The following is a 25,500-nucleotide window of genomic DNA, read 5'->3' as shown; positions in this document are numbered from 1 at the left end:
TTGCATACCTGACTGTTAGCACCTCAAGCCACGAGGCTACCCCATGATCCGCGAAGAATTCCTGCGTTTGGCCGCTGCCGGCTATAACCGTATCCCGATGGCCTGTGAAACCCTGGCCGACTTCGACACGCCACTGTCGATCTACTTGAAACTGGCCGACGAGCCCAACTCTTACTTGCTGGAATCGGTGCAGGGCGGGGAGAAGTGGGGCCGTTATTCGATCATCGGCCTGCCATGCCGCACCGTGCTGCGGGTTCACGATCACCACGTGAGCGTGACCCACGATGGTGTCGAGATCGAAAGCCATGATGTCGAAGACCCACTGGCATTCGTCGAAGCCTTCAAGGCCCGCTATAACGTGCCGACGATCCCGGGCCTGCCACGCTTCAACGGCGGGCTGGTGGGTTACTTCGGTTATGACTGTGTGCGTTATGTGGAGAAGCGTCTGGGCAAATGCCCGAACCCGGATCCACTGGGCGTGCCGGACATTCTGCTGATGGTGTCCGACGCGGTGGTGGTGTTCGACAACCTCGCCGGCAAGATGCACGCCATCGTTCTGGCCGACCCGTCGCAGGCCGAGGTTTTCGAGCAAGGTCAGGCGCGTCTCGAAGCGCTGCTGGAAAAACTCCGTCAACCGATCACTCCTCGCCGTGGCCTGGATTTCAGCAAGCAACAATCGGCTGATCCGGTGTTTCGCTCCAGCTTCACCCAGGACGATTACGAAAAAGCCGTCGATACCATCAAGGAATACATCCTGGCCGGTGACTGCATGCAGGTCGTCCCGTCCCAGCGCATGTCGATCGACTTCAAGGCTGCGCCGATCGATCTGTACCGGGCGCTGCGTTGCTTCAACCCGACGCCGTATATGTACTTCTTCAACTTCGGCGACTTCCATGTCGTCGGCAGTTCGCCGGAAGTGCTGGTGCGGGTCGAAGACAACCTGATCACCGTACGCCCGATCGCCGGCACCCGCCCACGCGGGGCTAACGAAGAGGCCGACCTGGCGCTGGAAAAAGACCTGCTGTCGGACGACAAGGAAATCGCCGAGCACTTGATGCTGATCGACCTGGGCCGTAACGATACCGGTCGGGTGTCGGAAATCGGTTCGGTGAAGCTCACCGAGAAAATGGTCATCGAGCGTTATTCCAACGTGATGCACATCGTGTCCAATGTCACCGGCCAATTGAAGGCTGGGCTGACGGCGATGGACGCACTGCGGGCCATTCTGCCGGCGGGCACGTTGTCGGGCGCGCCGAAAATTCGTGCGATGGAAATCATCGACGAACTGGAACCGGTAAAGCGTGGCGTCTACGGCGGCGCGGTCGGTTACTTCGCGTGGAACGGCAACATGGACACCGCGATTGCGATCCGCACCGCGGTGATCAAGGACGGCGAACTGCACGTTCAGGCCGGTGGTGGAATCGTCGCCGACTCGGTGCCGGCGCTGGAATGGGAAGAAACCCTGAACAAGCGCCGCGCGATGTTCCGTGCCGTGGCCCTGGCTGAACAGACCCCGGACGCTTGAGTTCACGCCAAACTACCTGTGGGAGCGAGCCTGCTCGCGATGGCGATCTTTCAGTCAACATAGATGTTGAATGTTCCAGCCTCATCGCGAGCAAGCTCGCTCCCACATGGACTTTCATCAGCAAGAAAAAAAACGCGGCGTCTGTGAGGGCACCGCGTTTTTTCTTGCCTGCGATCTAGAAGTCCAACGCAACCCCGACATTGATGCCTTGTTGAGTGAAGTCATCATCCTTGCGAATGTCGTAGCTAGCGCGCAATGACAGGTCCTTGGTGAGGTTATGGCTGACGCCCAGGTTCAAGCGGTTCAGGTTGGACTGCGGGGTATAACCGGCCAGGGTGTAGCGGATGTTTGGCAGGCTGTTGAGGTTCATCGTCACATTCTGGGTGTCGTCGTTGTACTCGCGCTCGTGGGCCAGTTCGCCAAACACTTGGGTTTGCGTGGTGATCTGGTACTTGCCCTGGAGCCCGAGGCCAAGACGCCGGGAATTGCGTGACTGGTCGTCATAGGTCAGCGCGGTGGAGTCGGCGCCATTTTCCGAGTAACCATTCACTTCAACTTTGGAGAAGTCCGCGCTCACGAATGGCGACAAGTGCCACGGGCTGCTCGCTTCTGGCGCGATGTCATAACCCAGGCGGCCGCTGATGGCGACCAGGTAACCGTCGGTGTCGCCTTTCTCCCCGCGTTCGTTGACCCCCAACTGGAATTTGCGTTTGAGACTGTCGTAGTCCAGATGCCCGGCCGTCAGCGCCGCGTCACCCCAAATGCGATTCTGTTGGTATTGGGCGAAAGCGGTGCCCATGTAGGTGTTGAGCTTGTAATCCGAATCTTTATCGCCGGCTTCGAGTTTCTGGTTATAGAAGCCCGCCGCCAAGCCAACGCGCCATGCGTCGTTGAGTCGATAACTGCCACCGATGTTCACGTTGGCGCCATTACCGTCAGCGCTCGCACCACTGCGCTGGCTGTCGAAATCCTGGTGTTGGCCGCCGGCGGCGACAATCGCCCGCCATTGACCCACGCCTTGCCAATTTTCCCAATCGGCCAGCCACTGGTTGCGCAACTCATCCTGATGAGAACGCAACGTGCCCTGGGCCATTTGTGGCAGCAGGCTTGCTTCCCATGGCGCGGACAGCAGCGAGTAAGCGTAATCGGCAATCAAGCGTTGCCCGGCTTCGGTCGGGTGCACCGAGTCGTTGTAGATCAGTTTGATCGGGTCCGGGGTAGCACTGTTGATGCCGTATCGGGCGTTCTCGGAGCAACTGTCGCCGCTGAAGCAGGTGGCGCTGAGGTTCTGGTCGGTGGCCAGGCCGAACTGGCCAGGGTTGGCAAACGTCTCTTTGAGCAGTACCGGAATGTTCAGCGGGATGATGTTGGCGTTGATGCCTTGCAGTCGGCTGACCAGTTCAGTGTTGAACTGGGAACTGAGCTGGGACGTGAAGGCCTGCAAGGGTGTGCCGTTGAAAGCCGGGGTAAAGCCAATGTCCGGCAGCAACCAGACCATGATGTAGCGGGCCCCGGCCTGTTGCAGGGTCTGCACGCTGCTGGCCAGGCGATCGGCGGCGGCGCTGGCTTGAGGCAGGCTGGTCACGCGCCCCTGCAGGAAGTCATTGCCGCCTCCCGAGAGGTAATACAGTGCATTCGGGTCGGCGCGGAAATTGTTCGACGGCAGATAGCCCGCACGGGTGCGTTCGCCGGTGTCGGCGGTGCTGGTGATCGAGTCGAGAATCTGGTCGGTGCGATAACCGCCGACGGCCCAGTTGTTGCCATCGGGCAGGCCTTCGCTGGCGCGTACCGCCGAGGATGATGACGCCGTCTGATCCGGCGAGAACCCCAGTTTCCCCCCAAGGACCTGCGTGGCGTTGAGCGAACGGACTTCGCCGCTGCCATCCAGATAAACCGGCCCCGTACGGTTGGTAAAGCGCTCTGTCGCCCCGGCAGGTCCGCCGGTATCGGCAAATGTGCCGGCGTCATTGAGGCTGTCGCCGAAAACGATGAAATTGGTGTAGGGATTAGGCGAGGCATTCGCCTGGGCGCAGGCCATCGCGAGCAGGCATCCTGCGAGTGGTACAAACAACGTCTGTTTGATCATGAGCAAGTCCGTTTTATTTATTGTTTTAGTAAACGAAACGACAGTACCAAAAACTTCCGGCGTTTTGCCATCGGTCGCGAACCCTTCGATTGTTTCGCGAGCTGTCACTCCGGCCATATTGCACGCTCTGCCCAGCTAAGTTACTGTGCCGAGACGTATGAATGAGACCTTCCCCGTGTTGATCATCAGCAAACTCCTGGATCAAGTCATCAAGGCACATGCCCGCTGGCGTTGGCGCGCCTGAATCTTTTCTGCCGGCCTGGCCGGACCTGTACCGCTTTGCCTTCTTCACCCGTTAGACATACCGCTTTGCTGGCGCATCCTGCGACAGACAAAGTGCAGGACGCTGCGGGTAATCGTTCGAAGGCTGTCTTAAAAGTCAGTGAATTCAAGAGGTTCTGAACGCCATGTTGCTGATGATCGATAACTACGACTCTTTTACCTACAACGTTGTGCAGTACCTTGGTGAGCTCGGCTCCCAAGTCAAAGTAGTGCGCAACGATGAACTCACCATTGCCGAAATCGAAGCCCTCAACCCTGAGCGCATCGTCGTGTCCCCCGGTCCGTGCACCCCGACCGAAGCCGGCATCTCGATCGAAGCGATCAAACATTTCGCCGGCAAGCTGCCGATTCTGGGCGTCTGCCTCGGCCACCAGTCCATCGGCCAGGCGTTTGGCGGTGATGTGGTCCGCGCCCGTCAAGTCATGCACGGTAAGACTAGCCCGGTATTCCATGAGGACAAGGGCGTATTCGAAGGCCTGAATCGTCCGCTGACGGTAACGCGCTACCACTCGCTGATCGTCAAGCGCGAAACCTTGCCCGATTGCCTGGAGCTGACCGCCTGGACTCAGCTCGAAGACGGCTCGATCGACGAGATCATGGGCCTGCGCCACAAGACATTGAACATTGAGGGCGTGCAGTTCCACCCTGAGTCTATCCTCACTGAACAGGGCCACGAACTGTTCGCCAACTTCCTCAAACAAACCGGCGGCACGCGCTAAGGACTTTCCATGAATATCAAGACAGCCCTGAGCCGTATCGTCGATCAGCTCGACCTCAGCACCGATGAGATGCGCGATGTGATGCGCGAAATCATGACCGGGCAATGCACGGATGCGCAGATCGGCGCGTTCATGATGGCCATGCGCATGAAGAGCGAGAGCATCGACGAAATCGTTGGCGCCGTATCGGTCATGCGCGAACTGGCAGACAAGGTAGAACTCAAGACCCTCGACGGTGTAGTTGATGTCGTCGGCACTGGCGGCGATGGTGCGAACATCTTCAACGTGTCGACAGCTTCCTCTTTCGTCGTGGCGGCTGCCGGTTGCACCGTGGCCAAGCACGGTAACCGTGCGGTATCAGGCAAAAGTGGCAGCGCTGATTTACTGGAGGCGGCCGGTATCTACCTGAACCTGACGCCGGTCCAGGTGGCGCGTTGCATCGACAACGTCGGCATCGGTTTCATGTTCGCTCAGACCCATCACAGTGCCATGAAGTACGCTGCCGGTCCGCGCAAGGAGCTTGGCCTGCGTACCCTGTTCAACATGCTCGGCCCGCTTACGAATCCGGCCGGCGTGAAACATCAGGTGGTAGGCGTATTCAGTCAGGCGCTGTGCCGGCCATTGGCCGAAGTCTTGCAGCGTTTGGGCAGCAAGCACGTGCTGGTGGTGCACTCGAAGGATGGCCTGGACGAGTTCAGTCTGGCGGCACCGACGTATGTGGCAGAACTGAAGAATGACCAGATCACCGAATATTGGGTCGAACCTGAAGACCTGGGCATGAAGAGCCAGAGCCTGCATGGCCTGGCAGTAGAAAGCCCGGCTGCCTCCCTTGAGCTGATCCGCGATGCCTTGGGCAAACGCAAGACCGAATTTGGCCAGAAAGCCGCCGAAATGATCGTGCTCAATGCCGGTGCCGCACTGTATGCCGCCGACCTGGCGACTAGTTTGAAAGAAGGCGTTGCCCTGGCGCACGATGCGCTGCACACAGGCCTCGCCCGGGAAAAACTCGAGGAATTGGGTGCATTTACCGCGGTATTCAAAGTGGAGAATGAGGGATGAGTGTACCGACGGTTCTGGAAAGCATTCTGGCTCGCAAAGTCCAGGAAGTTGCCGAGCGTAGCGCCCGTGTGAGTCTGGCGGAGCTGGAAAGCCTGGCCAAGGCGGCCGATGCACCCCGTGGTTTTGCCAAGGCATTGATTGCTCAGGCCAAGCTGAAACAGCCGGCAGTCATTGCCGAGATCAAAAAAGCGTCACCGAGCAAAGGTGTGATTCGTGCGAATTTCGATCCCGCCAGCATTGCCAAGAGTTACGAGAAGGGCGGCGCAACCTGCCTGTCAGTGCTCACCGATGTCGATTTTTTCCAGGGCGCCGATGCTTATCTGCAACAGGCTCGGGCGGCGTGCAAACTGCCAGTGATCCGCAAGGACTTCATGATCGATCCGTACCAGATCGTCGAAGCCCGTGCCCTTGGCGCTGATTGCGTGTTGTTGATCGTCTCTGCACTGGACGATGTGAAGATGGCCGAATTGGCGGCCGTGGCTAAAAGTGTCGGCCTCGACGTGCTGGTGGAAGTGCACGACGGCGGCGAGCTGGAGCGGGCCTTGAAAACCCTCGACACGCCGCTGGTCGGCGTGAACAACCGTAACCTGCACACCTTCGAGGTCAATCTGGAAACCACCCTCGATCTGTTGCCGCGCATCCCTCGTGATCGTCTGGTGATTACCGAAAGTGGCATTCTCAACCGGGCCGATGTCGAGTTGATGGAAATCAGTGATGTGTATGCGTTCCTGGTCGGCGAGGCGTTCATGCGCGCCGAAAGCCCGGGCACCGAATTGCAGCGCCTGTTCTTTCCTGAACGTGGTACTGCGGTGAGTGGTTCTACACTCGACTGACAACATCTTCGCAGGCAAACCCGATTCACTGTGGGAGCGGGCTTGCCCGCGAAGAGGTCATCAAGCCCCCCAAAAGACTTCATGTCTTACGGAATCGTCCATGCTCCAGCCAATCTCTCTGACTGTCGAAGCCGGCCTGCAAGCCGAGCAAGATCTGTTGGCCCATGTCTGCACCGGCGACTCGGACTTTGGCCTGCTGTTCTGGCAACCCAATGATCGGGCGCTGGTGATGCCGCGCCGCTTGAATCGTCTGCCAGGTTTCGAGGCCGCCTGTGAAGTCTCGGCAGCGGCCGGTTGGCCAGTGTTGCTGCGCGAAACCGGTGGTGAGCCGGTGCCGCAATCGGCATCGACCATCAATATCGCACTGGTCTACGCACCGCCACGTCGTGAAGGCGATCAGAACCGGATCGAAACCGCTTATCGTCGACTCTGCGATCCGATTTGTCAGTTGCTCGATGAACTGGGCGGCGTTTCGTCCCTGGGCGAAGTGGACGGCGCGTTCTGCGATGGTCGTTTCAACGTCAACCTCGACGGTCGCAAGATGGTCGGCACCGCTCAGCGCTGGCGCCAGAGCAAGGGTGGGCAGCGTCCGGTGGGGTTGGTGCACGGCGCTTTGTTGCTCGATAACGAGCGAGAGTCGATGGTCGCAGCGGTCAATCGCTTCAATCAAGCGTGCGGTCTGGAGCAGCGGGTTCGCGCCGAAAGCCACATTGCCCTGCATGAGAAGTTCGCCGCGCCTGACGCATTGGAGCGGCTTGATGCGCTGTATCGCCAGTTGCTGGCAGACATGCTTGAGGCATAAGTTTTCGAGCTAGCGTGTACCGAAGACCACCATGGTCTTGCCTTTGACGTCCACCAGGTTGCGCTCTTCGAGATCCTTGAGTACGCGACCGACCATTTCACGTGAGCAGCCGACAATCCGGCCGATTTCCTGACGGGTCACTTTGATCTGCATGCCGTCCGGGTGAGTCATTGCGTCTGGTTGCTTGCACAACTCCAGCAGGCAGCGTGCGACGCGACCGGTCACATCGAAGAATGCCAGGTCGCCGACCTTGCGCGTGGTATTGCGCAAACGTTGTGCGATTTGTCCGCTGAGTACGTAAAGAATGTCTGGATCTTGCTGGGACAGCTCGCGGAATTTCGCGTAGCTGATTTCCGCCACTTCACATTCGATCTTGGCCCGCACCCAGGCGCTGCGTTCCTGTTCAAGCCCCGCTTGTTCAAACAGCCCCAACTCGCCGAAAAAGTCCCCGGAGTTCAGGTAGGCGATGATCATCTCGCGGCCGTCATCGTCCTCGATCAGGATCGTCACCGAGCCTTTGATGATGAAGAACAGCGTGTCCGAGCGATCGCCTGCACAAATGATGTTGCTCTTGGCCGCATAGCGACGGCGCTGGCAATGCATCAACAGCTTGTCGAGGTTCTTGATCTTGGGGGTTGGGGCAATAGCAACCATGGTTGTATCCCGAAAGGCTTCACGGTGTGTTTGGTTTTTTTATGAGTCGTAGGTTGCTGCAAAGCTGGCTATGCGCCAGCGAATTGGCGCCAGCTTAACAGACACTTCTGGCATTTTTCGAGAAATTACCTACTGCCCGGAAGGTTATGCCCTACAAACCCAGGGCGCTGTCAATCACGGGCCCTGTGCTAAGCTGGCGACCCTTTTTTATACAGTGGAGTCTTGGCGATGAAGGCACGCATCCAATGGGCTGGCGAAGCCATGTTCCTCGGTGAATCCGGTAGCGGTCATGTCGTGGTCATGGACGGTCCGCCCGATGCCGGCGGTCGCAACCTGGGTGTCCGGCCAATGGAAATGCTCCTGCTGGGTGTCGGCGGTTGCAGTAATTTCGACGTGGTCAGCATCCTCAAGAAGTCCCGTCAGGCAGTCGAAAGCTGTGAAGCCTTCCTCGAAGCCGAGCGTGCGACCGAAGATCCGAAGGTCTTCACCAAGATCCACATGCACTTTGTGCTCAAGGGGCGCGGGCTCAAGGAAGCTCAGGTCAAGCGCGCGATCGAGTTGTCTGCGGAGAAGTATTGCTCGGCCTCGATCATGCTCGGCGCGGCCGGCGTAGCCATCACCCACGACTACGAGATCATCGAACTCGGTTGATGTGACATTCAACTATCATAAAGGCAGTGCAGAATCTGACGGTCTCAGTTTGACGTCTGCACGATGCGCCACTTTTTTCTGGGGCGTGGCCCGTCATCCGACAGGCCGCGCACCCGAACAGACAACCAAAATCGCCATCGCGAAGAGGTGTTAACCGTCCTACGCAGCTGCGTTGTTCGCATCTGACGGGCATGCTTGATCACGCGGCCCGGGCCGCAATACATAGAGAGTTTTTAACGGTGAAAAGCAAACTCAAGCTCCACGGGTTCAATAACCTGACAAAGACCTTGAGCTTCAATATCTATGACATCTGCTACGCGGAAACCCCGCAAGATCAACAGGCTTACGTCGAGTACATCAATGAAGAGTACAACGCGAAGCGCCTGACGCAGATCCTCACGGAAGTTGTCGATATCATTGGTGCCAACATCCTGAACATTGCCAGTCAGGACTACGACCCACAGGGCGCCAGTGTCACGATCCTGATATCGGAAGAGCCGGTGACCCCGACTGAAAGCCAGATCGAAGAGTCCCCGGGCCCGTTGCCCGAAATCATCCTGGCCCACCTCGACAAGAGCCACATCACAGTGCACACCTACCCGGAAATCCATCCGGTCGACGGTATTGCGACCTTCCGTGTGGACATTGATGTGTCGACCTGTGGCGTCATTTCACCGCTTAAAGCCCTCAACTTCCTGATTCACCAGTTCGATTCGGACATCGTGACTGTGGATTATCGCGTGCGCGGTTTCACCCGTGACGTTGAAGGCAAAAAGCACTTCATCGACCACGAGATCAATTCGATCCAGAACTACCTCTCCAAAGACACCCGCGACGCGTACCAGATGACCGACGTGAACGTGTATCAGGAAAACCTGTTCCATACCAAAATGCTGCTGAAGAACTTCGAACTGGACAACTACCTGTTCGGCGACGCGACCAGCAGCCTGTCCTCTGAGCAGCGCGCTCAGGTGACCGACCGTGTGAAACACGAGATGTTGGAAATCTTCTACGCGCGCAACATGTCGAGCTAAGATTTTCGAGCACAAAAAAAGGCGACTACCTCACGGCAGTCGCCTTTTTCATGGTCGGAATACAGGTCAGATTCGATAAGTGCTCTTGGTCATTACTTTGGCCAACAGACTCATCCCGAATTTCACCGGTGCCGGAAAGCGAAACCCTCCCGCATCCAGTGCGCTTTCTGCGTGATGTTCTTCATCGATACGCATCTGCTCAAGAATGGCCCGGGACTTCTCGTCCTCGGCCGGCAGTTGCTCAAGGTGTTCGTTCAGGTGCTTGCACACCTGATGCTCGGTCGCGGCCACGAAACCCAGGCTGACCTTATCGCTGATCAACCCGGCCACCGCGCCAATCCCGAATGACATGCCATAGAACAGCGGGTTGAGAATACTGGTGTGGCTGCCCAGTTGGTGGATGCGTTGCTCGCACCAGACCAGGTGATCGATTTCTTCTTCGGCAGCATGTTCCATCGCTGCACGCACGTGCGGCAGCTTGGCGGTCAGGGCCTGCCCCTGGTACAGCGCCTGGGCGCAGACTTCGCCGGTATGGTTGATGCGCATCAGACCGGCCACGTGCCGGGTGTCTTCGTCGCTCATTTGCGCATCCGGCTGCACAATGGCAGGCGACGGACGGTACGGCTGGCCACTGAAGGGCAGCAAGGTACGCATCGCGGCATCGGCTTGCAGCAGAAGACGGTCAATCGGCGAGTAGTGACGTTGGGTAGTCATGCTGACCTCCGGGAAGAATCTCGGCGGCCAGTTTAACCCAATCGGCCGGGGAAGGTTTGCGCTGGGTCATTGTGAAGCAGGCGCGTTGCGTTGAACCCCTGTGGGAGCGGGGTTGCTCCCACAGGATGATTGCAATCAGCCCGGCGGCCAGTGCATCTGGCGCTGGCCGAGCACATGCATATGAATGTGATAGACGGTCTGCCCACCCAATTCATTGCAGTTCATGACCACGCGGAAACCATCATCGCAACCCAGTTCCTTTGCCAGGCGCTGGGCGGTGAACAGAATGTGCCCGGCCAATGCCTTGTCGTCCTCGGTGAGGTCGTTAAGGGTGCGCACCGGCTTTTTCGGAATGACCAGAAAATGCACCGGCGCCTGTGGGGCGATGTCGTGGAAGGCCAGTACCTGGTCGTCCTCGTAAATGATCTTGGCCGGGATTTCCCGGTTGATGATCTTGGTGAACAGAGTATCCACAGCTGTTTTCTCCGTTGTTTGGGCTGGCCTGAGTGTACTCATGGGTTATCCCCGAGCCCAGCCCAGCCTTTTATCAGCGCGGGCAGTAGGCCTTATTGACCATGCCGGCAATTGTGCGGTTCAACCAGCGAGAGCCGAGCCGTGGCAGAAAAGCGCGCCAGCGGTTGCCTCGACCTGGAATGATGATCGCGCGATCTTTCTCCAGGGCCCGTACGGTATACAACGCTACCTCTTCCGGGCTCATCAGCATTTTACTGTCGGCCAGTTTGCCGGTATCCAGTTGCGCCGTACGGAAGAACCCGGTGCGAGTCGGGCCGGGGCAGAGCACCGAGACCTTCACCGCACATTTCTTCAACTCGACGCGCAAGCCTTCGGAAAAGTGCAGCACATAGGCTTTGCTGGCGTAGTAAGTGCTCATCCACGGGCCGGGTTGGAATGCTGCCATTGAAGCGACGTTCAGAATCTGCCCGCCACCCTGCAAGGCCATGCTGTTGCCGATCGCATGGCACAAGCGGGTCAGCGCCAGGATGTTCACTTCGATCAGGTCCTGTTCGGTCATCCAGTCCTGTGCCAGGAATGGACCGCAAGTGCCGATGCCGGCGCAGTTGACCAGCAAATCGATCTGCCGGTCACCTTCTTCCAACTCCAGCAGAAACCCCGACAACCGCAAGGGTTCGCCGAGATCGCAGGCGCGAAACAACACTTCCACGCCAAACCGTTGAGTCAGTTCAATCGCAATACTTTCCAGCTGATCACGCTGTCGGGCCACCAGAATCAGGCTGCGGCCGCGCCGGGCCAGCGCTTCGGCCATCGCCAGGCCGATGCCGCTGGAAGCGCCAGTGATCAGAGCGTAACGGGTCATGCAGTTCTCCATCGCAACAGCTCCGCGCCGGCGACGCAGGTGTCACGGGCGGGGAGCGCTGTTCATTCTTTTGCAGAGTCTACAGGGGCCGGGGCTTCTTCGGCTTCATCGTCTGCGGAATCGGGTACTTGTTCAGCCTCTGCGGCGGGCTCGACTTCAACGTCTTCGGTGGTGACCGAGCTGCTGTCATAGCTGGTTTGGGCGGCGTTTTCGTACTCGTTCTGAATGGCGGTGATGCCGCCGGCCAATGCGCCAATCAGAATGAGCGCGATAAACACGACCCAAAGCGAAGACAGGACCTTGACCGCCGTGCTGTTAGGCGGAGGCGGTGCGCCGTAGCGATTGGCGATGTTGGTGCCTGGCACGACCATGATGACCAGCGGAAAGAAGCTGCCCACGAACGGTACAAGGTTCAACAGCCAGAGCCAGCCGGACCAGCCGATGTCATGCAAGCGCTGAACACTGAACTGAACGCTGACGACCGCCAAGGCGATGAACAGGATAAAAGCAACCAGGCCACCAAGAATAAGGCCTGCGGTGGAATCGGCGCTGATGATGGCAAAGGCGAAAATTGCCAATACCGAGCCGACGGCCAGCGTCACCAGCGTCAGGGCCATCGTCCAGGCGAGATAACGCAAGCGGCCGATGCGGCCTTCGATGCTGAAAGGCTTGAGCGTCGCGAAAGCGGGCAGGCTTTCGCCGACAGTGGACCGAGGCGGGGCGTACGGGGAGGCCGGGTCGGTGAAGACCGGCTGGCTGTTCACAGGCGGGTGTTCATGAGCGTCAGCCAGGTTCAGCTCGATGGACGGCTCGCTTTCGATCCGGGCATCAATGCCGGTTTTCTTCAGGGCCTGCAGGTAAGTTTGCGCGTCGGTGTTCGACAGGCCTTGTTTGAGCGTAACCGATTTGCCGGTGAACAGCCGTTCGACGGCAGCGACCTCGCTTTTGTACAGCGCGGCCAGATTCAGTTTGGCGGTTGTGACGTCAACACCTGGCAGCAAAGCGCCGTCGAATACGATCTTGAAACGGTTGTCGCTCATTGCGAGGCATCCTTGTCGCGAATAATTGAGTGTTAAGACGTTGCAGGTGTTAAGTGTAAGGCCAGCCAGGGCGGGCTGGCCAAGCTTTCATTTCAGCGCGGCCAGCGTTTTGGCAACTGTGCTGCCAGTTCCAGTGCCTTGCGGTATTCGGCGTCCAGCCGTGCGACCAATTCATCGACACTGGGCAAATCGTCGATTTCGCCGACACCCTGGCCTGCGGACCATACGGTTTTCCAGGCTTTGGCTTCATCGTTCAACGGTTTGAGCTTGGAGCCGAAATCCACTTCACCTTTGGCCTGCAGCGCCTTCATGTCGAAACCGGCAGCTTCCAGGCTTTGGCGCATGAAGCTCGCCGGTACGCCCGACACCGCTGGAGTATGAATGATGTCAGCGGCTCTGGATGTCAGCAGCATCTCCTTGTAGGCGTCAGGGGCATGACTTTCAGTGGTGCCGATAAATCGCGTACCGAAGTAGGCCAAATCCGCACCGAGCAATTGTGCCGCGAGAATCTCGTGGCCGTGGTTGAGGCAGCCGGCCAGCAGCAAGGTCTTGTCGAAGAACTGGCGGATCTCGGCAATCAATGAGAACGGGCTCCAGGTCCCGGCGTGCCCACCGGCACCGGCGGCCACGGCGATCAAACCGTCGACCCCGGCCTCGGCCGCTTTCTCGGCATGACGACGGGTCGTTACGTCGTGAAACACCAGGCCGCCGCAGCCGTGGACGGCATCGACCAGTTCTTTCACGGCGCCGAGGCTGGTGATCACGATCGGTACTTTGTGCTCGATACAGATCGCCAGGTCGGCTTGCAGTCGAGGATTGCTGTTGTGAACGATCAGGTTCACAGCGTAAGGCGCCGGGTTCTCCAGAGTCGCCAAGCCTGCTTCGATCTCTTCCAGCCAGGCCTTGAAGCCGCTGCTCTCGCGCTGGTTCAGCGCGGGAAAGCTGCCAACCACGCCATTACGACAGCAGGCAAGGACCAGTTGCGGGTTCGAAATCAGGAACATCGGCGCTGCCACCACGGGCAATCGCAAACGTTGTTCGAGCAAAGCGGGCAGCGACATTGGAAGTACCCCGGTAGTTGTGCTTATTAGAATGGCCGAACGACGACCAGAATGACGATAGCCAGCAATATCAGAACCGGTACTTCATTGAACCAGCGATAAAAGACATGGCTGCGGGTGTTCTCGCCACGGGCAAAGCGTTTTACCTGTGCGCCGCACATGTGGTGGTAGCCGATCAGGATGACCACCAGGGTCAGTTTGGCGTGAATCCACGCACCCGAACTGAAGATGCTTGGGTTAAGCCAGATCAACGCAATGCCGAATATCAGGGTGGCGATCATCGCCGGTCCCATGATGGCGCGGTACAACTTGCGTTCCATGAGGCTGAAGCGTTCCTTGCTGACGCTGTCCTCGCTTTGTGCGTGATAAACAAACAGGCGCGGTAGATAAAACAGGCCGGCAAACCAGCAGACCATGCTGACGATGTGAAGCGCTTTGAGCCACAGATAAAGCATTTTTGGTTATTCCCTAGTTCACGGTAGTCCGGATAGTAGAGGCTTGTTCGGCCGCACGTCACCTAAGCGGTTGTCGCAGGGCCGCGCGGCCCCTATTATCGACGGCTTTCCAGTGGGTTCGTTGAGGGCAGGTTTATGGTCAAGGTCGGTATCGTCGGCGGCACGGGTTACACCGGTGTCGAACTGCTGCGTCTGTTGGCACAGCATCCGCAAGCAGAAGTGGTCGTGATCACTTCCCGATCCGAGGCCGGTCTGGCCGTGGCTGATATGTATCCGAACCTGCGAGGCCATTACGACGGCCTGGCATTCAGTGTTCCGGACATCAAGACGCTGGGCGCTTGCGACGTGGTGTTCTTCGCCACGCCACACGGTGTTGCCCATGCGCTGGCCGGCGAGTTGCTGGCGGCCGGCACCAAGGTCATCGACCTGTCGGCGGACTTCCGTCTACAAGACTCTGCGGAGTGGGCCAAGTGGTACGGCCAGCCTCACGGTGCGCCGGAGCTGCTGGAAGAAGCCGTCTACGGCCTGCCGGAAGTCAATCGTGAGCAGATCAAGGACGCTCGCCTGATTGCCGTGCCGGGTTGCTACCCGACCGCAACGCAATTGGGTTTCCTGCCATTGCTCGAAGCGGGTCTGGCCGACACCACGCGTTTGATCGCTGATTGCAAATCCGGTGTGAGCGGTGCAGGGCGTGGTGCTTCGGTGGGATCGCTGTACTCCGAAACATCGGAAAGCATGAAGGCCTATTCCGTGAAAGGTCATCGTCACTTGCCGGAAATCCGCCAGGGTCTGCGTCGCGCAGCGGGTAAGGACGTGGGGCTGACCTTCGTTCCGCACCTGACGCCGATGATTCGCGGTATTCACTCGACGCTCTACGCCACTGTTGTGGACCGCTCGGTGGATCTGCAGGCGTTGTTCGAGAAACGCTATGCCAATGAACCGTTCGTCGACGTTATGCCGGCTGGCAGCCACCCGGAAACCCGCAGCGTGCGCGGTGCCAACGTTTGCCGTATTGCCGTGCATCGTCCACAGGATGGTGATCTGGTGGTGGTGTTGTCGGTGATCGATAACCTGGTCAAAGGCGCGTCGGGTCAGGCGGTGCAGAACATGAACATCCTGTTTGGCCTGGATGAGCGTCTGGGCTTGTCCCATGCGGGCATGCTGCCGTAAGGCGTTTCTTGCGCAGCAAAAAGGCCCGTCTGACGGGCCTTTTTGTATTTCGGGCTGACAAATGTGTTGATTGATATACCGTAACAATAGTTGACCAATTTTCTAGGAGAAGCGGATAATGCGCGTCATCACGCATTATGGCGGCGTAACGCCGGGAGATAGTTAGCATGAGCGTCGAATCCTTCACCCCCACGGCTTTGCAATTCACCCACGGTGCCGCGCACAAGGTGAAGAGCCTGGTCGATGAAGAGGGGAATGATCGCTTGAAGCTGCGCGTATTCGTTACGGGCGGTGGTTGTTCAGGTTTTCAATACGGCTTTACCTTCGATGAAGAAGTGGCCGATGACGACACCATCGTCGAGCGCGAAGGTGTGAGCCTGGTGGTCGATCCGATGAGCTTCCAGTACCTGGCGGGTGCCGAGGTGGATTATCAGGAAGGTCTGGAAGGTTCGCGTTTCGTGATCAAGAACCCGAACGCCAGCACTACCTGTGGCTGCGGCTCTTCGTTCTCGATCTGATTGCGTTTCACGGCTTTATCAAGCGCCGCATGGCCTCGGGCTTTGCGGCGTTTTGCTGTGTGGCGTTTATGCCGGGTAAATGGCGCCGAGTACCCGCAGGCCTCGGGCGCCAGTGACGCTTGGGCGATTGGCGGCAATGCCTTCCAGGCAGCAATGCGCCAGCCAGGCGAAGGCCATGGCTTCGACCCAATCCGGGTCCACCCCGTGCGTTGCGGTGCTGCTGACCTTCGCGTTTGGCAACAGGGTGGCCAAACGCTTCATCAGCGTAGCGTTGTGCGCACCACCGCCACAGACCAGCAGTTCCTGAGTGTCCGACTGCGCGTGTTGCAGTGATTCGATGATGGTCAGTGCGGTCAGTTCAAGCAGTGTTGCTTGCACGTTTTCGGCGGCGAAAGTTGGCAGTTTCGAAAGATGCTGCGTCAACCATGGCAAATTGAACACTTCGCGACCGGTGCTCTTTGGGCCTTTGGTTACGAAAAATGGATCACTCAGCAACTCATTCAGCAGGATCGGTTCGACCTTGCCGCTGGCAGCCCATTGACCGTCGCGATCAAAGTTGTCGCCCCGCTGTTGGTGAATCCAGGCGTCCATCAGGACATTACCCGGGCCGCAGTCGAAACCGGCTACTGGTTTGCCGGGGTCGATCAGGCTGAGGTTGCTGAACCCGCCTACGTTCAATACCGCGCGGTTGCCTGCGTGCTCTTCAAACAATGCTTCGTGAAAGGCTGGGACCAATGGGGCGCCTTGTCCGCCTGCCGCAACATCACGGCTGCGGAAGTCGCTGACCACCGTAATACCAGTCAATTCGGTCAGCAGGGCAGGGTTGCCGATCTGTACGGTGAAGCCGCGCGCCGGCTCGTGGCGGATGGTCTGCCCATGACTGCCAATCGCGCGAATCTGTTCAGGCTTCAGGTTCTGTTGGTCGAGGAGAGCATGAATGCCCTGTGCTGCCAGTTTCACCCAGTTCTGTTGGGCAATGGCAGAGCGGGCGATCTCGTCCGGGCCGCTGGCGCACAAGCCAAGCAGCTCGGCTCGCAGGGAATCGGGCATAGGGGTGTAGTGCGTGGCGATCAGATTGATCGCCGGAGTCAGCTCGATCAGTGCAATGTCCAGGCCGTCGAGGCTGGTCCCGGACATCACACCTATATAGAGCGTCATGGCTTAGCGCTTGCTCGAAGCCAGCATGGTGGCCTTCTCTTGGTCCATGCGTGCCATCAGTGGTTGACTCTGAGCCAGGAAACGCGCGCGTTCAGCTTTGGCGATCGGATCGGCCATCGGCAGCTTCTGGCCCAGCGGGTCTACGTGCACGCCGTTGACCTGGAACTCGTAGTGCAAGTGCGGACCGGTGGAGAGGCCTGTTGTACCGATGTAGCCAATCACTTGGCCTTGCTTGACGTTGCCGCCAGTCTGCACGCCTTTGGCGAAGCCCTGCATGTGGCCGTACAGCGTACGGTAGGTGTTGCCGTGCTGGATGATCACGGTATTGCCGTAGCCGCCACGGCGACCGGCCAACAACACTTTGCCGTCGCCTGCCGCCTTGATCGGCGTGCCGCGCGGCGCAGCGTAGTCAACGCCTTTGTGGGCGCGGATTTTGTTCAGGATGGGGTGTTTGCGGCCCATGGAAAACTTCGAGCTGATGCGGGCGAAGTCTACCGGGGTGCGGATGAATGCCTTGCGCATGCTGTTGCCATCAGCGGTGTAGTAGCTGCTGTTGCCTTGTTTGTTGGTGTAACGCACGGCGGTGTACGTCTTGCCGCGGTTGGTGAAGCGTGCGGAGAGGATCGGGCCGTTGCCAACAGCTTTGCCGTTGACGACTTTCTGCTCGTAGATCACGTCGAACTCGTCACCCTGGCGAATATCCTGGGCGAAGTCGACGTCATAGCCAAACACGCTGGCCATGTCCATGGTCAGGCTGTGCGACAGACCGGCGCGCGCGGCAGACTGCGACAGCGAGCTGTTGATCACGCCATGAACGTAGGCAGAGCGTACGGTGGGCTTGGCGGTAATTCGATTGAACGTGTAGCCCTTGTCGTTCTTGGTCAAGGTGATGCTTTCGAGGTCGCTGACCTTGCTATGCAAGTTGGTCAATTGGCCATCGGGGTTGAGTTCGAATTCGAGCTTCTGGCCGTGTTTGAGCTGGCTGAACTGCTTGGCTTGCTTGTCGCTGGCCAGGATTTCATGCACAGAGGCGGCAGGGAGCCCGACTTTCTCAAACAATGTGGAAAGCGTATCGCCTTTGCCAACGATCACTTCCCTGTGGTTTGGCGCCTTCTTTGTTTCGGCGGCGTGTGCCGGTGCCGGGGCAGGTGCGGCCTGGGCGGTTTCCTGAGTGTCTTCGGCGCTGTTTTCGATCTGCGCGAATGGGGAGACTGCTGGCTCATTTGTGGCTTGAACGGCTTCAGCAGCGTCTTGATCTTGTGTCAGTTGTTCAGCAGGGCTTTCCAGTTCAAGACTCAGGGTCGTCTTTTTGGCTTCTACATCACTGGAAGGGAATACCAGAAGCGCCAGGCTCAATAGAGCGGCGATACCACTTGCGGCTAGCAGGTGGGTCTTCGGGTAAAGCGGGGGCGCTTTAGACGATTCTTTGGTCATAAGTAATTTTTGACTTTGAAAAAGATGAATTGGAAAAGATGAATGACATGATGAAGATGAAATAACTGTATAAAATATAACCAAATCATCTCTGAAGCAAGTCCGCGGACGCTCTGTCATCGGATTGGCGCCATTGCGCCGGTCAAACTTTGTATTTGACGCGTGATCTTGTATGGTTGGTTCCCTTTGAATTCGAGCCTTGCGGGTCTGTTATGAAGTCGGTTGAAGAGCAGCTAGCGCTGATTAAACGTGGTGCGGAAGAACTGTTGGTCGAGTCCGAGCTGATCGAAAAGCTCAAGCGTGGCCAGCCACTGCGTATTAAGGCAGGCTTCGATCCGACTGCGCCGGATTTGCACCTGGGTCATACCGTGCTTATTAATAAGCTGCGTCAGTTCCAGGAACTGGGGCATCAGGTGATCTTTCTTATAGGTGACTTCACCGGGATGATCGGCGATCCGAGCGGCAAGAGTGCTACGCGGCCTCCGCTCACTCGCGAGCAGGTTCTCGAGAATGCCGAGACCTACAAGACTCAAGTCTTCAAGATTCTTGATCCGGCCAAGACCGAGGTGGCGTTCAACTCCACCTGGATGGATCAGATGGGGCCGGCGGACTTCATTCGTCTGACCTCGCAATACACCGTGGCTCGGATGCTGGAGCGCGACGACTTCGACAAGCGCTACACCACCAATCAGCCAATCGCCATTCACGAATTTCTCTATCCGCTGGTTCAGGGCTATGACTCGGTCGCATTGCGCGCGGATGTCGAGCTGGGCGGTACCGATCAGAAGTTCAACCTGCTGATGGGACGTGAATTGCAGCGCGGCTATGGTCAGGAAGCTCAATGCATTCTGACCATGCCGCTGCTCGAAGGTCTGGATGGCGTGAAGAAGATGTCCAAGTCCTTGGGCAACTACGTCGGGATCCAGGAAGCGCCGGGTGTCATGTACGGCAAGCTGGTTTCTATTCCGGATGCTTTGATGTGGCGTTACTTCGAGTTGCTTAGCTTCCGGTCCATGGACGAGATCAATGCGTTCCGTGCCGATGTAGAGGCGGGCGCCAATCCGCGCGATATCAAGATCAAGCTGGCTGAAGAGATCGTTGCGCGTTTCCATGGTGAAGAGGCTGCGGCCAATGCGCATCGTGCGGCGGGTAACCGTATGAAGGAAGGTGAGTTGCCGGATGATCTGCCGGAGATTGAATTGACTGCGGCGGAAGACATGCCGATCGCTGCGGTCCTTAATAAGGCAGGCCTGGTCAAGAACTCGGCTGTGGCGCGAGATCTTCTGGGTTCTGGTGGTGTGCGTATAGATGGCGAGGTTGTCGATCGCTCCTTTATATACGTACTGGGCGCGACCCATGTTTGTCAGGCCGGAAAGAAGGCATTTGCGCGTATTACGCTCAAACTTGAATAAAGCTGAAAATAGGTGTTGACGGCAGATTCTGGAAGTCTATAATTCGCCCCACTTCCGGCGCAGTCGAAACGGAAAACTCCTTGGTAAACAAAGAGTTACGCAGTTTTCGACAGCGAGTTGCTTCAGGTCATCGAAGCCCAGAAGGAGTCGGTAAGGCAGGCGGGTTTGGCCTTATGGACGTTTCGATCTTCTCGGTCGAAAGCGGAGAAAAAGAGGTGTTGACAGCAGCGAGTAACGCTGTAGAATTCGCCTCCCGCTAACGAGAGATCGGAAGCGCAAGTGGTTGAAGTTGCAAAGGAAACTTTGAAAACTTCTGAAAATAACCGCTTGACAGCAACAGAGGCTGCTGTAGAATGCGCGCCTCGGTTGAGACGAAAGATCTTAACCAACCGCTCTTTAACAACTGAATCAAGCAATTCGTGTGGGTGCTTGTGGAGTCAGACTGATAGTCAACAAGATTATCAGCATCACAAGTTACTCCGCGAGAAATCAAAGATGTAACCAACGATTGCTGAGCCAAGTTTAGGGTTTCTTAAAAACCCAAAGATGTTTGAACTGAAGAGTTTGATCATGGCTCAGATTGAACGCTGGCGGCAGGCCTAACACATGCAAGTCGAGCGGTAGAGAGAAGCTTGCTTCTCTTGAGAGCGGCGGACGGGTGAGTAATGCCTAGGAATCTGCCTGGTAGTGGGGGATAACGCTCGGAAACGGACGCTAATACCGCATACGTCCTACGGGAGAAAGCAGGGGACCTTCGGGCCTTGCGCTATCAGATGAGCCTAGGTCGGATTAGCTAGTTGGTGAGGTAATGGCTCACCAAGGCGACGATCCGTAACTGGTCTGAGAGGATGATCAGTCACACTGGAACTGAGACACGGTCCAGACTCCTACGGGAGGCAGCAGTGGGGAATATTGGACAATGGGCGAAAGCCTGATCCAGCCATGCCGCGTGTGTGAAGAAGGTCTTCGGATTGTAAAGCACTTTAAGTTGGGAGGAAGGGCAGTTACCTAATACGTATCTGTTTTGACGTTACCGACAGAATAAGCACCGGCTAACTCTGTGCCAGCAGCCGCGGTAATACAGAGGGTGCAAGCGTTAATCGGAATTACTGGGCGTAAAGCGCGCGTAGGTGGTTTGTTAAGTTGGATGTGAAATCCCCGGGCTCAACCTGGGAACTGCATTCAAAACTGACAAGCTAGAGTATGGTAGAGGGTGGTGGAATTTCCTGTGTAGCGGTGAAATGCGTAGATATAGGAAGGAACACCAGTGGCGAAGGCGACCACCTGGACTGATACTGACACTGAGGTGCGAAAGCGTGGGGAGCAAACAGGATTAGATACCCTGGTAGTCCACGCCGTAAACGATGTCAACTAGCCGTTGGGAGCCTTGAGCTCTTAGTGGCGCAGCTAACGCATTAAGTTGACCGCCTGGGGAGTACGGCCGCAAGGTTAAAACTCAAATGAATTGACGGGGGCCCGCACAAGCGGTGGAGCATGTGGTTTAATTCGAAGCAACGCGAAGAACCTTACCAGGCCTTGACATCCAATGAACTTTCCAGAGATGGATGGGTGCCTTCGGGAACATTGAGACAGGTGCTGCATGGCTGTCGTCAGCTCGTGTCGTGAGATGTTGGGTTAAGTCCCGTAACGAGCGCAACCCTTGTCCTTAGTTACCAGCACGTCATGGTGGGCACTCTAAGGAGACTGCCGGTGACAAACCGGAGGAAGGTGGGGATGACGTCAAGTCATCATGGCCCTTACGGCCTGGGCTACACACGTGCTACAATGGTCGGTACAGAGGGTTGCCAAGCCGCGAGGTGGAGCTAATCCCAGAAAACCGATCGTAGTCCGGATCGCAGTCTGCAACTCGACTGCGTGAAGTCGGAATCGCTAGTAATCGCGAATCAGAATGTCGCGGTGAATACGTTCCCGGGCCTTGTACACACCGCCCGTCACACCATGGGAGTGGGTTGCACCAGAAGTAGCTAGTCTAACCCTCGGGAGGACGGTTACCACGGTGTGATTCATGACTGGGGTGAAGTCGTAACAAGGTAGCCGTAGGGGAACCTGCGGCTGGATCACCTCCTTAATCGACGACATCAGCTGCTCCATAAGTTCCCACACGAATTGCTTGATTCATTGAAGAAGACGATAAGAAGCAGCCCGAAATTGGGTCTGTAGCTCAGTTGGTTAGAGCGCACCCCTGATAAGGGTGAGGTCGGCAGTTCGAATCTGCCCAGACCCACCAATTTTTGTGTGGGAACCTGTAGCAATACGGGGCCATAGCTCAGCTGGGAGAGCGCCTGCCTTGCACGCAGGAGGTCAACGGTTCGATCCCGTTTGGCTCCACCACTCACTGCTTCTGTTTGTTGAAAGCTTAGAAATGAGCATTCCATCGTGATGATGGTGAATGTTGATTTCTAGTCTTTGGCTAGATCGTTCTTTAAAAATTTGGGTATGTGATAGAAAGATAGACTGAACGTTACTTTCACTGGTAACGGCTCAGGCTAAGGTAAAATTTGTGAGTTGCTCTTAATTGAGTATTATCGAATTTTCGGCGAATGTCGTCTTCACAGTATAACCAGATTGCTTGGGGTTATATGGTCAAGTGAAGAAGCGCATACGGTGGATGCCTTGGCAGTCAGAGGCGATGAAAGACGTGGTAGCCTGCGAAAAGCTTCGGGGAGTCGGCAAACAGACTTTGATCCGGAGATGTCTGAATGGGGGAACCCACCTAACATAAGTTAGGTATCTTAAGCTGAATACATAGGCTTAAGAAGCGAACCAGGGGAACTGAAACATCTAAGTACCCTGAGGAAAAGAAATCAACCGAGATTCCCTTAGTAGTGGCGAGCGAACGGGGACTAGCCCTTAAGTGGCTTTGAGATTAGCGGAACGTTCTGGAAAGTACGGCCATAGTGGGTGATAGCCCTGTACGCGAAAATCTCTTAGTCATGAAATCGAGTAGGACGGAGCACGAGAAACTTTGTCTGAATATGGGGGGACCATCCTCCAAGGCTAAATACTACTGACTGACCGATAGTGAACTAGTACCGTGAGGGAAAGGCGAAAAGAACCCCGGAGAGGGGAGTGAAATAGATCCTGAAACCGTATGCGTACAAGCAGTGGGAGCCCACTTTGTTGGGTGACTGCGTACCTTTTGTATAATGGGTCAGCGACTTATTTTCAGTGGCGAGCTTAACCGAATAGGGGAGGCGTAGCGAAAGCGAGTCTTAATAGGGCGTCTAGTCGCTGGGAATAGACCCGAAACCGGGCGATCTATCCATGGGCAGGTTGAAGGTTGGGTAACACTAACTGGAGGACCGAACCGACTACCGTTGAAAAGTTAGCGGATGACCTGTGGATCGGAGTGAAAGGCTAATCAAGCTCGGAGATAGCTGGTTCTCCTCGAAAGCTATTTAGGTAGCGCCTCATGTATCACTGTAGGGGGTAGAGCACTGTTTCGGCTAGGGGTCATCCCGACTTACCAAACCGATGCAAACTCCGAATACCTACAAGTGCCGAGCATGGGAGACACACGGCGGGTGCTAACGTCCGTCGTGAAAAGGGAAACAACCCAGACCGTCAGCTAAGGTCCCAAAGTTATGGTTAAGTGGGAAACGATGTGGGAAGGCTTAGACAGCTAGGAGGTTGGCTTAGAAGCAGCCACCCTTTAAAGAAAGCGTAATAGCTCACTAGTCGAGTCGGCCTGCGCGGAAGATGTAACGGGGCTCAAACCATACACCGAAGCTACGGGTATCACTTAGGTGATGCGGTAGAGGAGCGTTCTGTAAGCCTGTGAAGGTGAGTTGAGAAGCTTGCTGGAGGTATCAGAAGTGCGAATGCTGACATGAGTAACGACAATGGGTGTGAAAAACACCCACGCCGAAAGACCAAGGTTTCCTGCGCAACGTTAATCGACGCAGGGTTAGTCGGTCCCTAAGGCGAGGCTGAAAAGCGTAGTCGATGGAAAACAGGTTAATATTCCTGTACTTCTGGTTATTGCGATGGAGGGACGGAGAAGGCTAGGCCAGCTTGGCGTTGGTTGTCCAAGTTTAAGGTGGTAGGCTGGAATCTTAGGTAAATCCGGGATTCTAAGGCCGAGAGCTGATGACGAGTGTTCTTTTAGAACACGAAGTGGTTGATGCCATGCTTCCAAGAAAAGCTTCTAAGCTTCAGGTAACCAGGAACCGTACCCCAAACCGACACAGGTGGTTGGGTAGAGAATACCAAGGCGCTTGAGAGAACTCGGGTGAAGGAACTAGGCAAAATGGCACCGTAACTTCGGGAGAAGGTGCGCCGGTGAGGGTGAAGCATTTACTGCGTAAGCCCATGCCGGTCGAAGATACCAGGCCGCTGCGACTGTTTATTAAAAACACAGCACTCTGCAAACACGAAAGTGGACGTATAGGGTGTGACGCCTGCCCGGTGCCGGAAGGTTAATTGATGGGGTTAGCTAACGCGAAGCTCTTGATCGAAGCCCCGGTAAACGGCGGCCGTAACTATAACGGTCCTAAGGTAGCGAAATTCCTTGTCGGGTAAGTTCCGACCTGCACGAATGGCGTAACGATGGCGGCGCTGTCTCCACCCGAGACTCAGTGAAATTGAAATCGCTGTGAAGATGCAGTGTATCCGCGGCTAGACGGAAAGACCCCGTGAACCTTTACTATAGCTTTGCACTGGACTTTGAATTTGCTTGTGTAGGATAGGTGGGAGGCTTTGAAGCGTGGACGCCAGTTCGCGTGGAGCCAACCTTGAAATACCACCCTGGCAACTTTGAGGTTCTAACTCAGGTCCGTTATCCGGATCGAGGACAGTGTATGGTGGGTAGTTTGACTGGGGCGGTCTCCTCCTAAAGAGTAACGGAGGAGTACGAAGGTGCGCTCAGACCGGTCGGAAATCGGTCGTAGAGTATAAAGGCAAAAGCGCGCTTGACTGCGAGACAGACACGTCGAGCAGGTACGAAAGTAGGTCTTAGTGATCCGGTGGTTCTGTATGGAAGGGCCATCGCTCAACGGATAAAAGGTACTCCGGGGATAACAGGCTGATACCGCCCAAGAGTTCATATCGACGGCGGTGTTTGGCACCTCGATGTCGGCTCATCACATCCTGGGGCTGAAGCCGGTCCCAAGGGTATGGCTGTTCGCCATTTAAAGTGGTACGCGAGCTGGGTTTAGAACGTCGTGAGACAGTTCGGTCCCTATCTGCCGTGGACGTTTGAGATTTGAGAGGGGCTGCTCCTAGTACGAGAGGACCGGAGTGGACGAACCTCTGGTGTTCCGGTTGTCACGCCAGTGGCATTGCCGGGTAGCTATGTTCGGAATAGATAACCGCTGAAAGCATCTAAGCGGGAAACTAGCCTCAAGATGAGATCTCACTGGGACCTTGAGTCCCCTGAAGGGCCGTCGAAGACTACGACGTTGATAGGTTGGGTGTGTAAGCGCTGTGAGGCGTTGAGCTAACCAATACTAATTGCCCGTGAGGCTTGACCATATAACACCCAAGCAATTTGACTACTCGAAAGAGCATCAGATTGCGGTGTGTGAAGACGAAACGA

At 56.6% G+C, this 25,500-nt stretch carries 20 protein-coding genes, 2 tRNA genes and 2 rRNA genes; 14 read left to right on the top strand and 10 right to left on the bottom strand.

Going from position 1 to position 25,500, the window contains the following annotated elements:
• Nucleotides 1–43 precede the first annotated feature (43 nt).
• Entirely contained in the window at nt 44–1,525 is a 1,482-nt protein-coding gene (gene trpE, locus K5K95_RS05800) for an anthranilate synthase component I (RefSeq protein WP_222588688.1), read from the top strand.
• Between the two features lie 175 nt (nt 1,526–1,700).
• Here the strand turns inward: trpE and estP are convergent, their stop codons facing one another.
• A complete protein-coding gene (gene estP, locus K5K95_RS05795; RefSeq protein ID WP_222588687.1) occupies nt 1,701–3,611 on the bottom strand; it encodes an esterase EstP in 1,911 nt (636 codons plus the stop codon).
• 407 nt (nt 3,612–4,018) lie between these two features.
• On the opposite strand from estP, the gene K5K95_RS05790 reads away from it, so the two are divergent.
• The 4 genes from K5K95_RS05790 (at nt 4,019) to K5K95_RS05775 (ending at nt 7,306) form a co-directional block, all read left to right on the top strand.
• Nucleotides 4,019–4,612 carry an aminodeoxychorismate/anthranilate synthase component II gene (locus K5K95_RS05790; protein ID WP_090179158.1) on the top strand — a complete coding sequence of 198 codons (594 nt, stop codon included), beginning with the start codon at nt 4,019–4,021 and terminating at the stop codon, nt 4,610–4,612.
• A gap of 9 nt (nt 4,613–4,621) precedes the next feature.
• Nucleotides 4,622–5,671, top strand: coding sequence for an anthranilate phosphoribosyltransferase (gene trpD / locus K5K95_RS05785; protein ID WP_222588686.1), 1,050 nt, complete (start codon nt 4,622–4,624; stop codon nt 5,669–5,671).
• Nucleotides 5,668–6,504, top strand: a complete 837-nt coding sequence (trpC, locus tag K5K95_RS05780; RefSeq protein ID WP_222588685.1) for an indole-3-glycerol phosphate synthase TrpC — start codon at nt 5,668–5,670, stop codon at nt 6,502–6,504. Before trpD ends, trpC begins: the two co-directional genes overlap by 4 nt.
• A 100-nt stretch (nt 6,505–6,604) precedes the next feature.
• A complete protein-coding gene (locus K5K95_RS05775; RefSeq protein WP_222588684.1) occupies nt 6,605–7,306 on the top strand; it encodes a biotin/lipoate A/B protein ligase family protein in 702 nt (233 codons plus the stop codon).
• Nucleotides 7,307–7,315: 9 nt separating this feature from the next.
• On the opposite strand, the gene crp is transcribed toward K5K95_RS05775, so the two are convergent.
• On the bottom strand, nt 7,316–7,960 hold the full coding sequence (crp, locus tag K5K95_RS05770; RefSeq protein WP_201116036.1) for a cAMP-activated global transcriptional regulator CRP: 645 nt from the start codon (nt 7,958–7,960) through the stop codon (nt 7,316–7,318).
• A 228-nt stretch (nt 7,961–8,188) separates the two neighbouring features.
• On the opposite strand from crp, the gene K5K95_RS05765 reads away from it, so the two are divergent.
• Nucleotides 8,189–8,611, top strand: a complete 423-nt coding sequence (locus tag K5K95_RS05765; RefSeq protein WP_222588683.1) for an OsmC family protein — start codon at nt 8,189–8,191, stop codon at nt 8,609–8,611.
• 239 nt (nt 8,612–8,850) lie between these two features.
• The gene (gene speD / locus K5K95_RS05760; RefSeq protein WP_222588682.1) at nt 8,851–9,645 is read left to right on the top strand and encodes an adenosylmethionine decarboxylase; all 795 of its coding nucleotides are present in this window, start codon (nt 8,851–8,853) and stop codon (nt 9,643–9,645) included.
• Between the two features lie 66 nt (nt 9,646–9,711).
• Here speD and coq7 read toward each other — a convergent pair whose 3' ends face one another.
• The 6 genes from coq7 to hemJ all read right to left on the bottom strand — a co-directional run bounded on the left by coq7 (nt 9,712) and on the right by hemJ (nt 14,251).
• Complete coding sequence (gene coq7 / locus K5K95_RS05755) at nt 9,712–10,359, bottom strand: 2-polyprenyl-3-methyl-6-methoxy-1,4-benzoquinone monooxygenase (RefSeq protein WP_090179176.1); 648 nt, start codon at nt 10,357–10,359, stop codon at nt 9,712–9,714.
• Between the two features lie 135 nt (nt 10,360–10,494).
• Nucleotides 10,495–10,833 carry a histidine triad nucleotide-binding protein gene (locus K5K95_RS05750; RefSeq protein WP_090179179.1) on the bottom strand — a complete coding sequence of 113 codons (339 nt, stop codon included), beginning with the start codon at nt 10,831–10,833 and terminating at the stop codon, nt 10,495–10,497.
• Between the two features lie 73 nt (nt 10,834–10,906).
• A complete protein-coding gene (locus K5K95_RS05745) occupies nt 10,907–11,695 on the bottom strand; it encodes an SDR family NAD(P)-dependent oxidoreductase (RefSeq protein ID WP_090179182.1) in 789 nt (262 codons plus the stop codon).
• Nucleotides 11,696–11,757: 62 nt separating this feature from the next.
• On the bottom strand, nt 11,758–12,735 hold the full coding sequence (locus K5K95_RS05740; protein ID WP_222588681.1) for a DUF805 domain-containing protein: 978 nt from the start codon (nt 12,733–12,735) through the stop codon (nt 11,758–11,760).
• A gap of 92 nt (nt 12,736–12,827) precedes the next feature.
• Nucleotides 12,828–13,796: an NAD(P)H-dependent flavin oxidoreductase gene (locus K5K95_RS05735; RefSeq protein WP_222588680.1), complete on the bottom strand. Its 969-nt coding sequence runs from the start codon at nt 13,794–13,796 to the stop codon at nt 12,828–12,830.
• 26 nt (nt 13,797–13,822) lie between these two features.
• Nucleotides 13,823–14,251, bottom strand: coding sequence for a protoporphyrinogen oxidase HemJ (hemJ, locus tag K5K95_RS05730; protein ID WP_090179192.1), 429 nt, complete (start codon nt 14,249–14,251; stop codon nt 13,823–13,825).
• 135 nt (nt 14,252–14,386) lie between these two features.
• Here hemJ and argC point away from each other — a divergent pair, with 135 nt between their 5' ends.
• A complete protein-coding gene (gene argC / locus K5K95_RS05725; RefSeq protein ID WP_222588679.1) occupies nt 14,387–15,421 on the top strand; it encodes an N-acetyl-gamma-glutamyl-phosphate reductase in 1,035 nt (344 codons plus the stop codon).
• Between the two features lie 167 nt (nt 15,422–15,588).
• Nucleotides 15,589–15,939, top strand: a complete 351-nt coding sequence (gene erpA / locus K5K95_RS05720) for an iron-sulfur cluster insertion protein ErpA (protein ID WP_007947969.1) — start codon at nt 15,589–15,591, stop codon at nt 15,937–15,939.
• A gap of 66 nt (nt 15,940–16,005) precedes the next feature.
• Here the strand turns inward: erpA and K5K95_RS05715 are convergent, their stop codons facing one another.
• Together K5K95_RS05715 and K5K95_RS05710 are read right to left on the bottom strand one after the other, a co-directional pair.
• Nucleotides 16,006–17,097: an anhydro-N-acetylmuramic acid kinase gene (locus tag K5K95_RS05715; RefSeq protein WP_222588678.1), complete on the bottom strand. Its 1,092-nt coding sequence runs from the start codon at nt 17,095–17,097 to the stop codon at nt 16,006–16,008.
• Between the two features lie 3 nt (nt 17,098–17,100).
• Nucleotides 17,101–18,531 carry a peptidoglycan DD-metalloendopeptidase family protein gene (locus K5K95_RS05710; protein ID WP_222588677.1) on the bottom strand — a complete coding sequence of 477 codons (1,431 nt, stop codon included), beginning with the start codon at nt 18,529–18,531 and terminating at the stop codon, nt 17,101–17,103.
• Between the two features lie 212 nt (nt 18,532–18,743).
• Between K5K95_RS05710 and tyrS the strand changes: the two genes are divergently transcribed.
• The 5 genes from tyrS to K5K95_RS05685 all read left to right on the top strand — a co-directional run bounded on the left by tyrS (nt 18,744) and on the right by K5K95_RS05685 (nt 25,436).
• Complete coding sequence (gene tyrS, locus K5K95_RS05705; protein ID WP_222588676.1) at nt 18,744–19,943, top strand: tyrosine--tRNA ligase; 1,200 nt, start codon at nt 18,744–18,746, stop codon at nt 19,941–19,943.
• 552 nt (nt 19,944–20,495) lie between these two features.
• Nucleotides 20,496–22,032: ribosomal RNA gene (locus K5K95_RS05700) — 16S ribosomal RNA — on the top strand.
• Between the two features lie 82 nt (nt 22,033–22,114).
• Nucleotides 22,115–22,191 (top strand) — tRNA-Ile (locus K5K95_RS05695).
• Nucleotides 22,192–22,219: 28 nt separating this feature from the next.
• Nucleotides 22,220–22,295, top strand: a tRNA-Ala gene (locus tag K5K95_RS05690).
• Between the two features lie 250 nt (nt 22,296–22,545).
• Nucleotides 22,546–25,436: ribosomal RNA gene (locus K5K95_RS05685) — 23S ribosomal RNA — on the top strand.
• Together the 16S and 23S rRNA genes with 2 tRNA genes alongside form the textbook arrangement of a ribosomal RNA operon.
• Nucleotides 25,437–25,500 lie beyond the last annotated feature (64 nt).

Origin of the sequence: Pseudomonas sp. DR48 (assembly GCF_019823085.1) — a bacterium.
GTDB lineage: Bacteria > Pseudomonadota > Gammaproteobacteria > Pseudomonadales > Pseudomonadaceae > Aquipseudomonas.
This window is presented reverse-complemented; position numbering and strand designations above follow the sequence as displayed.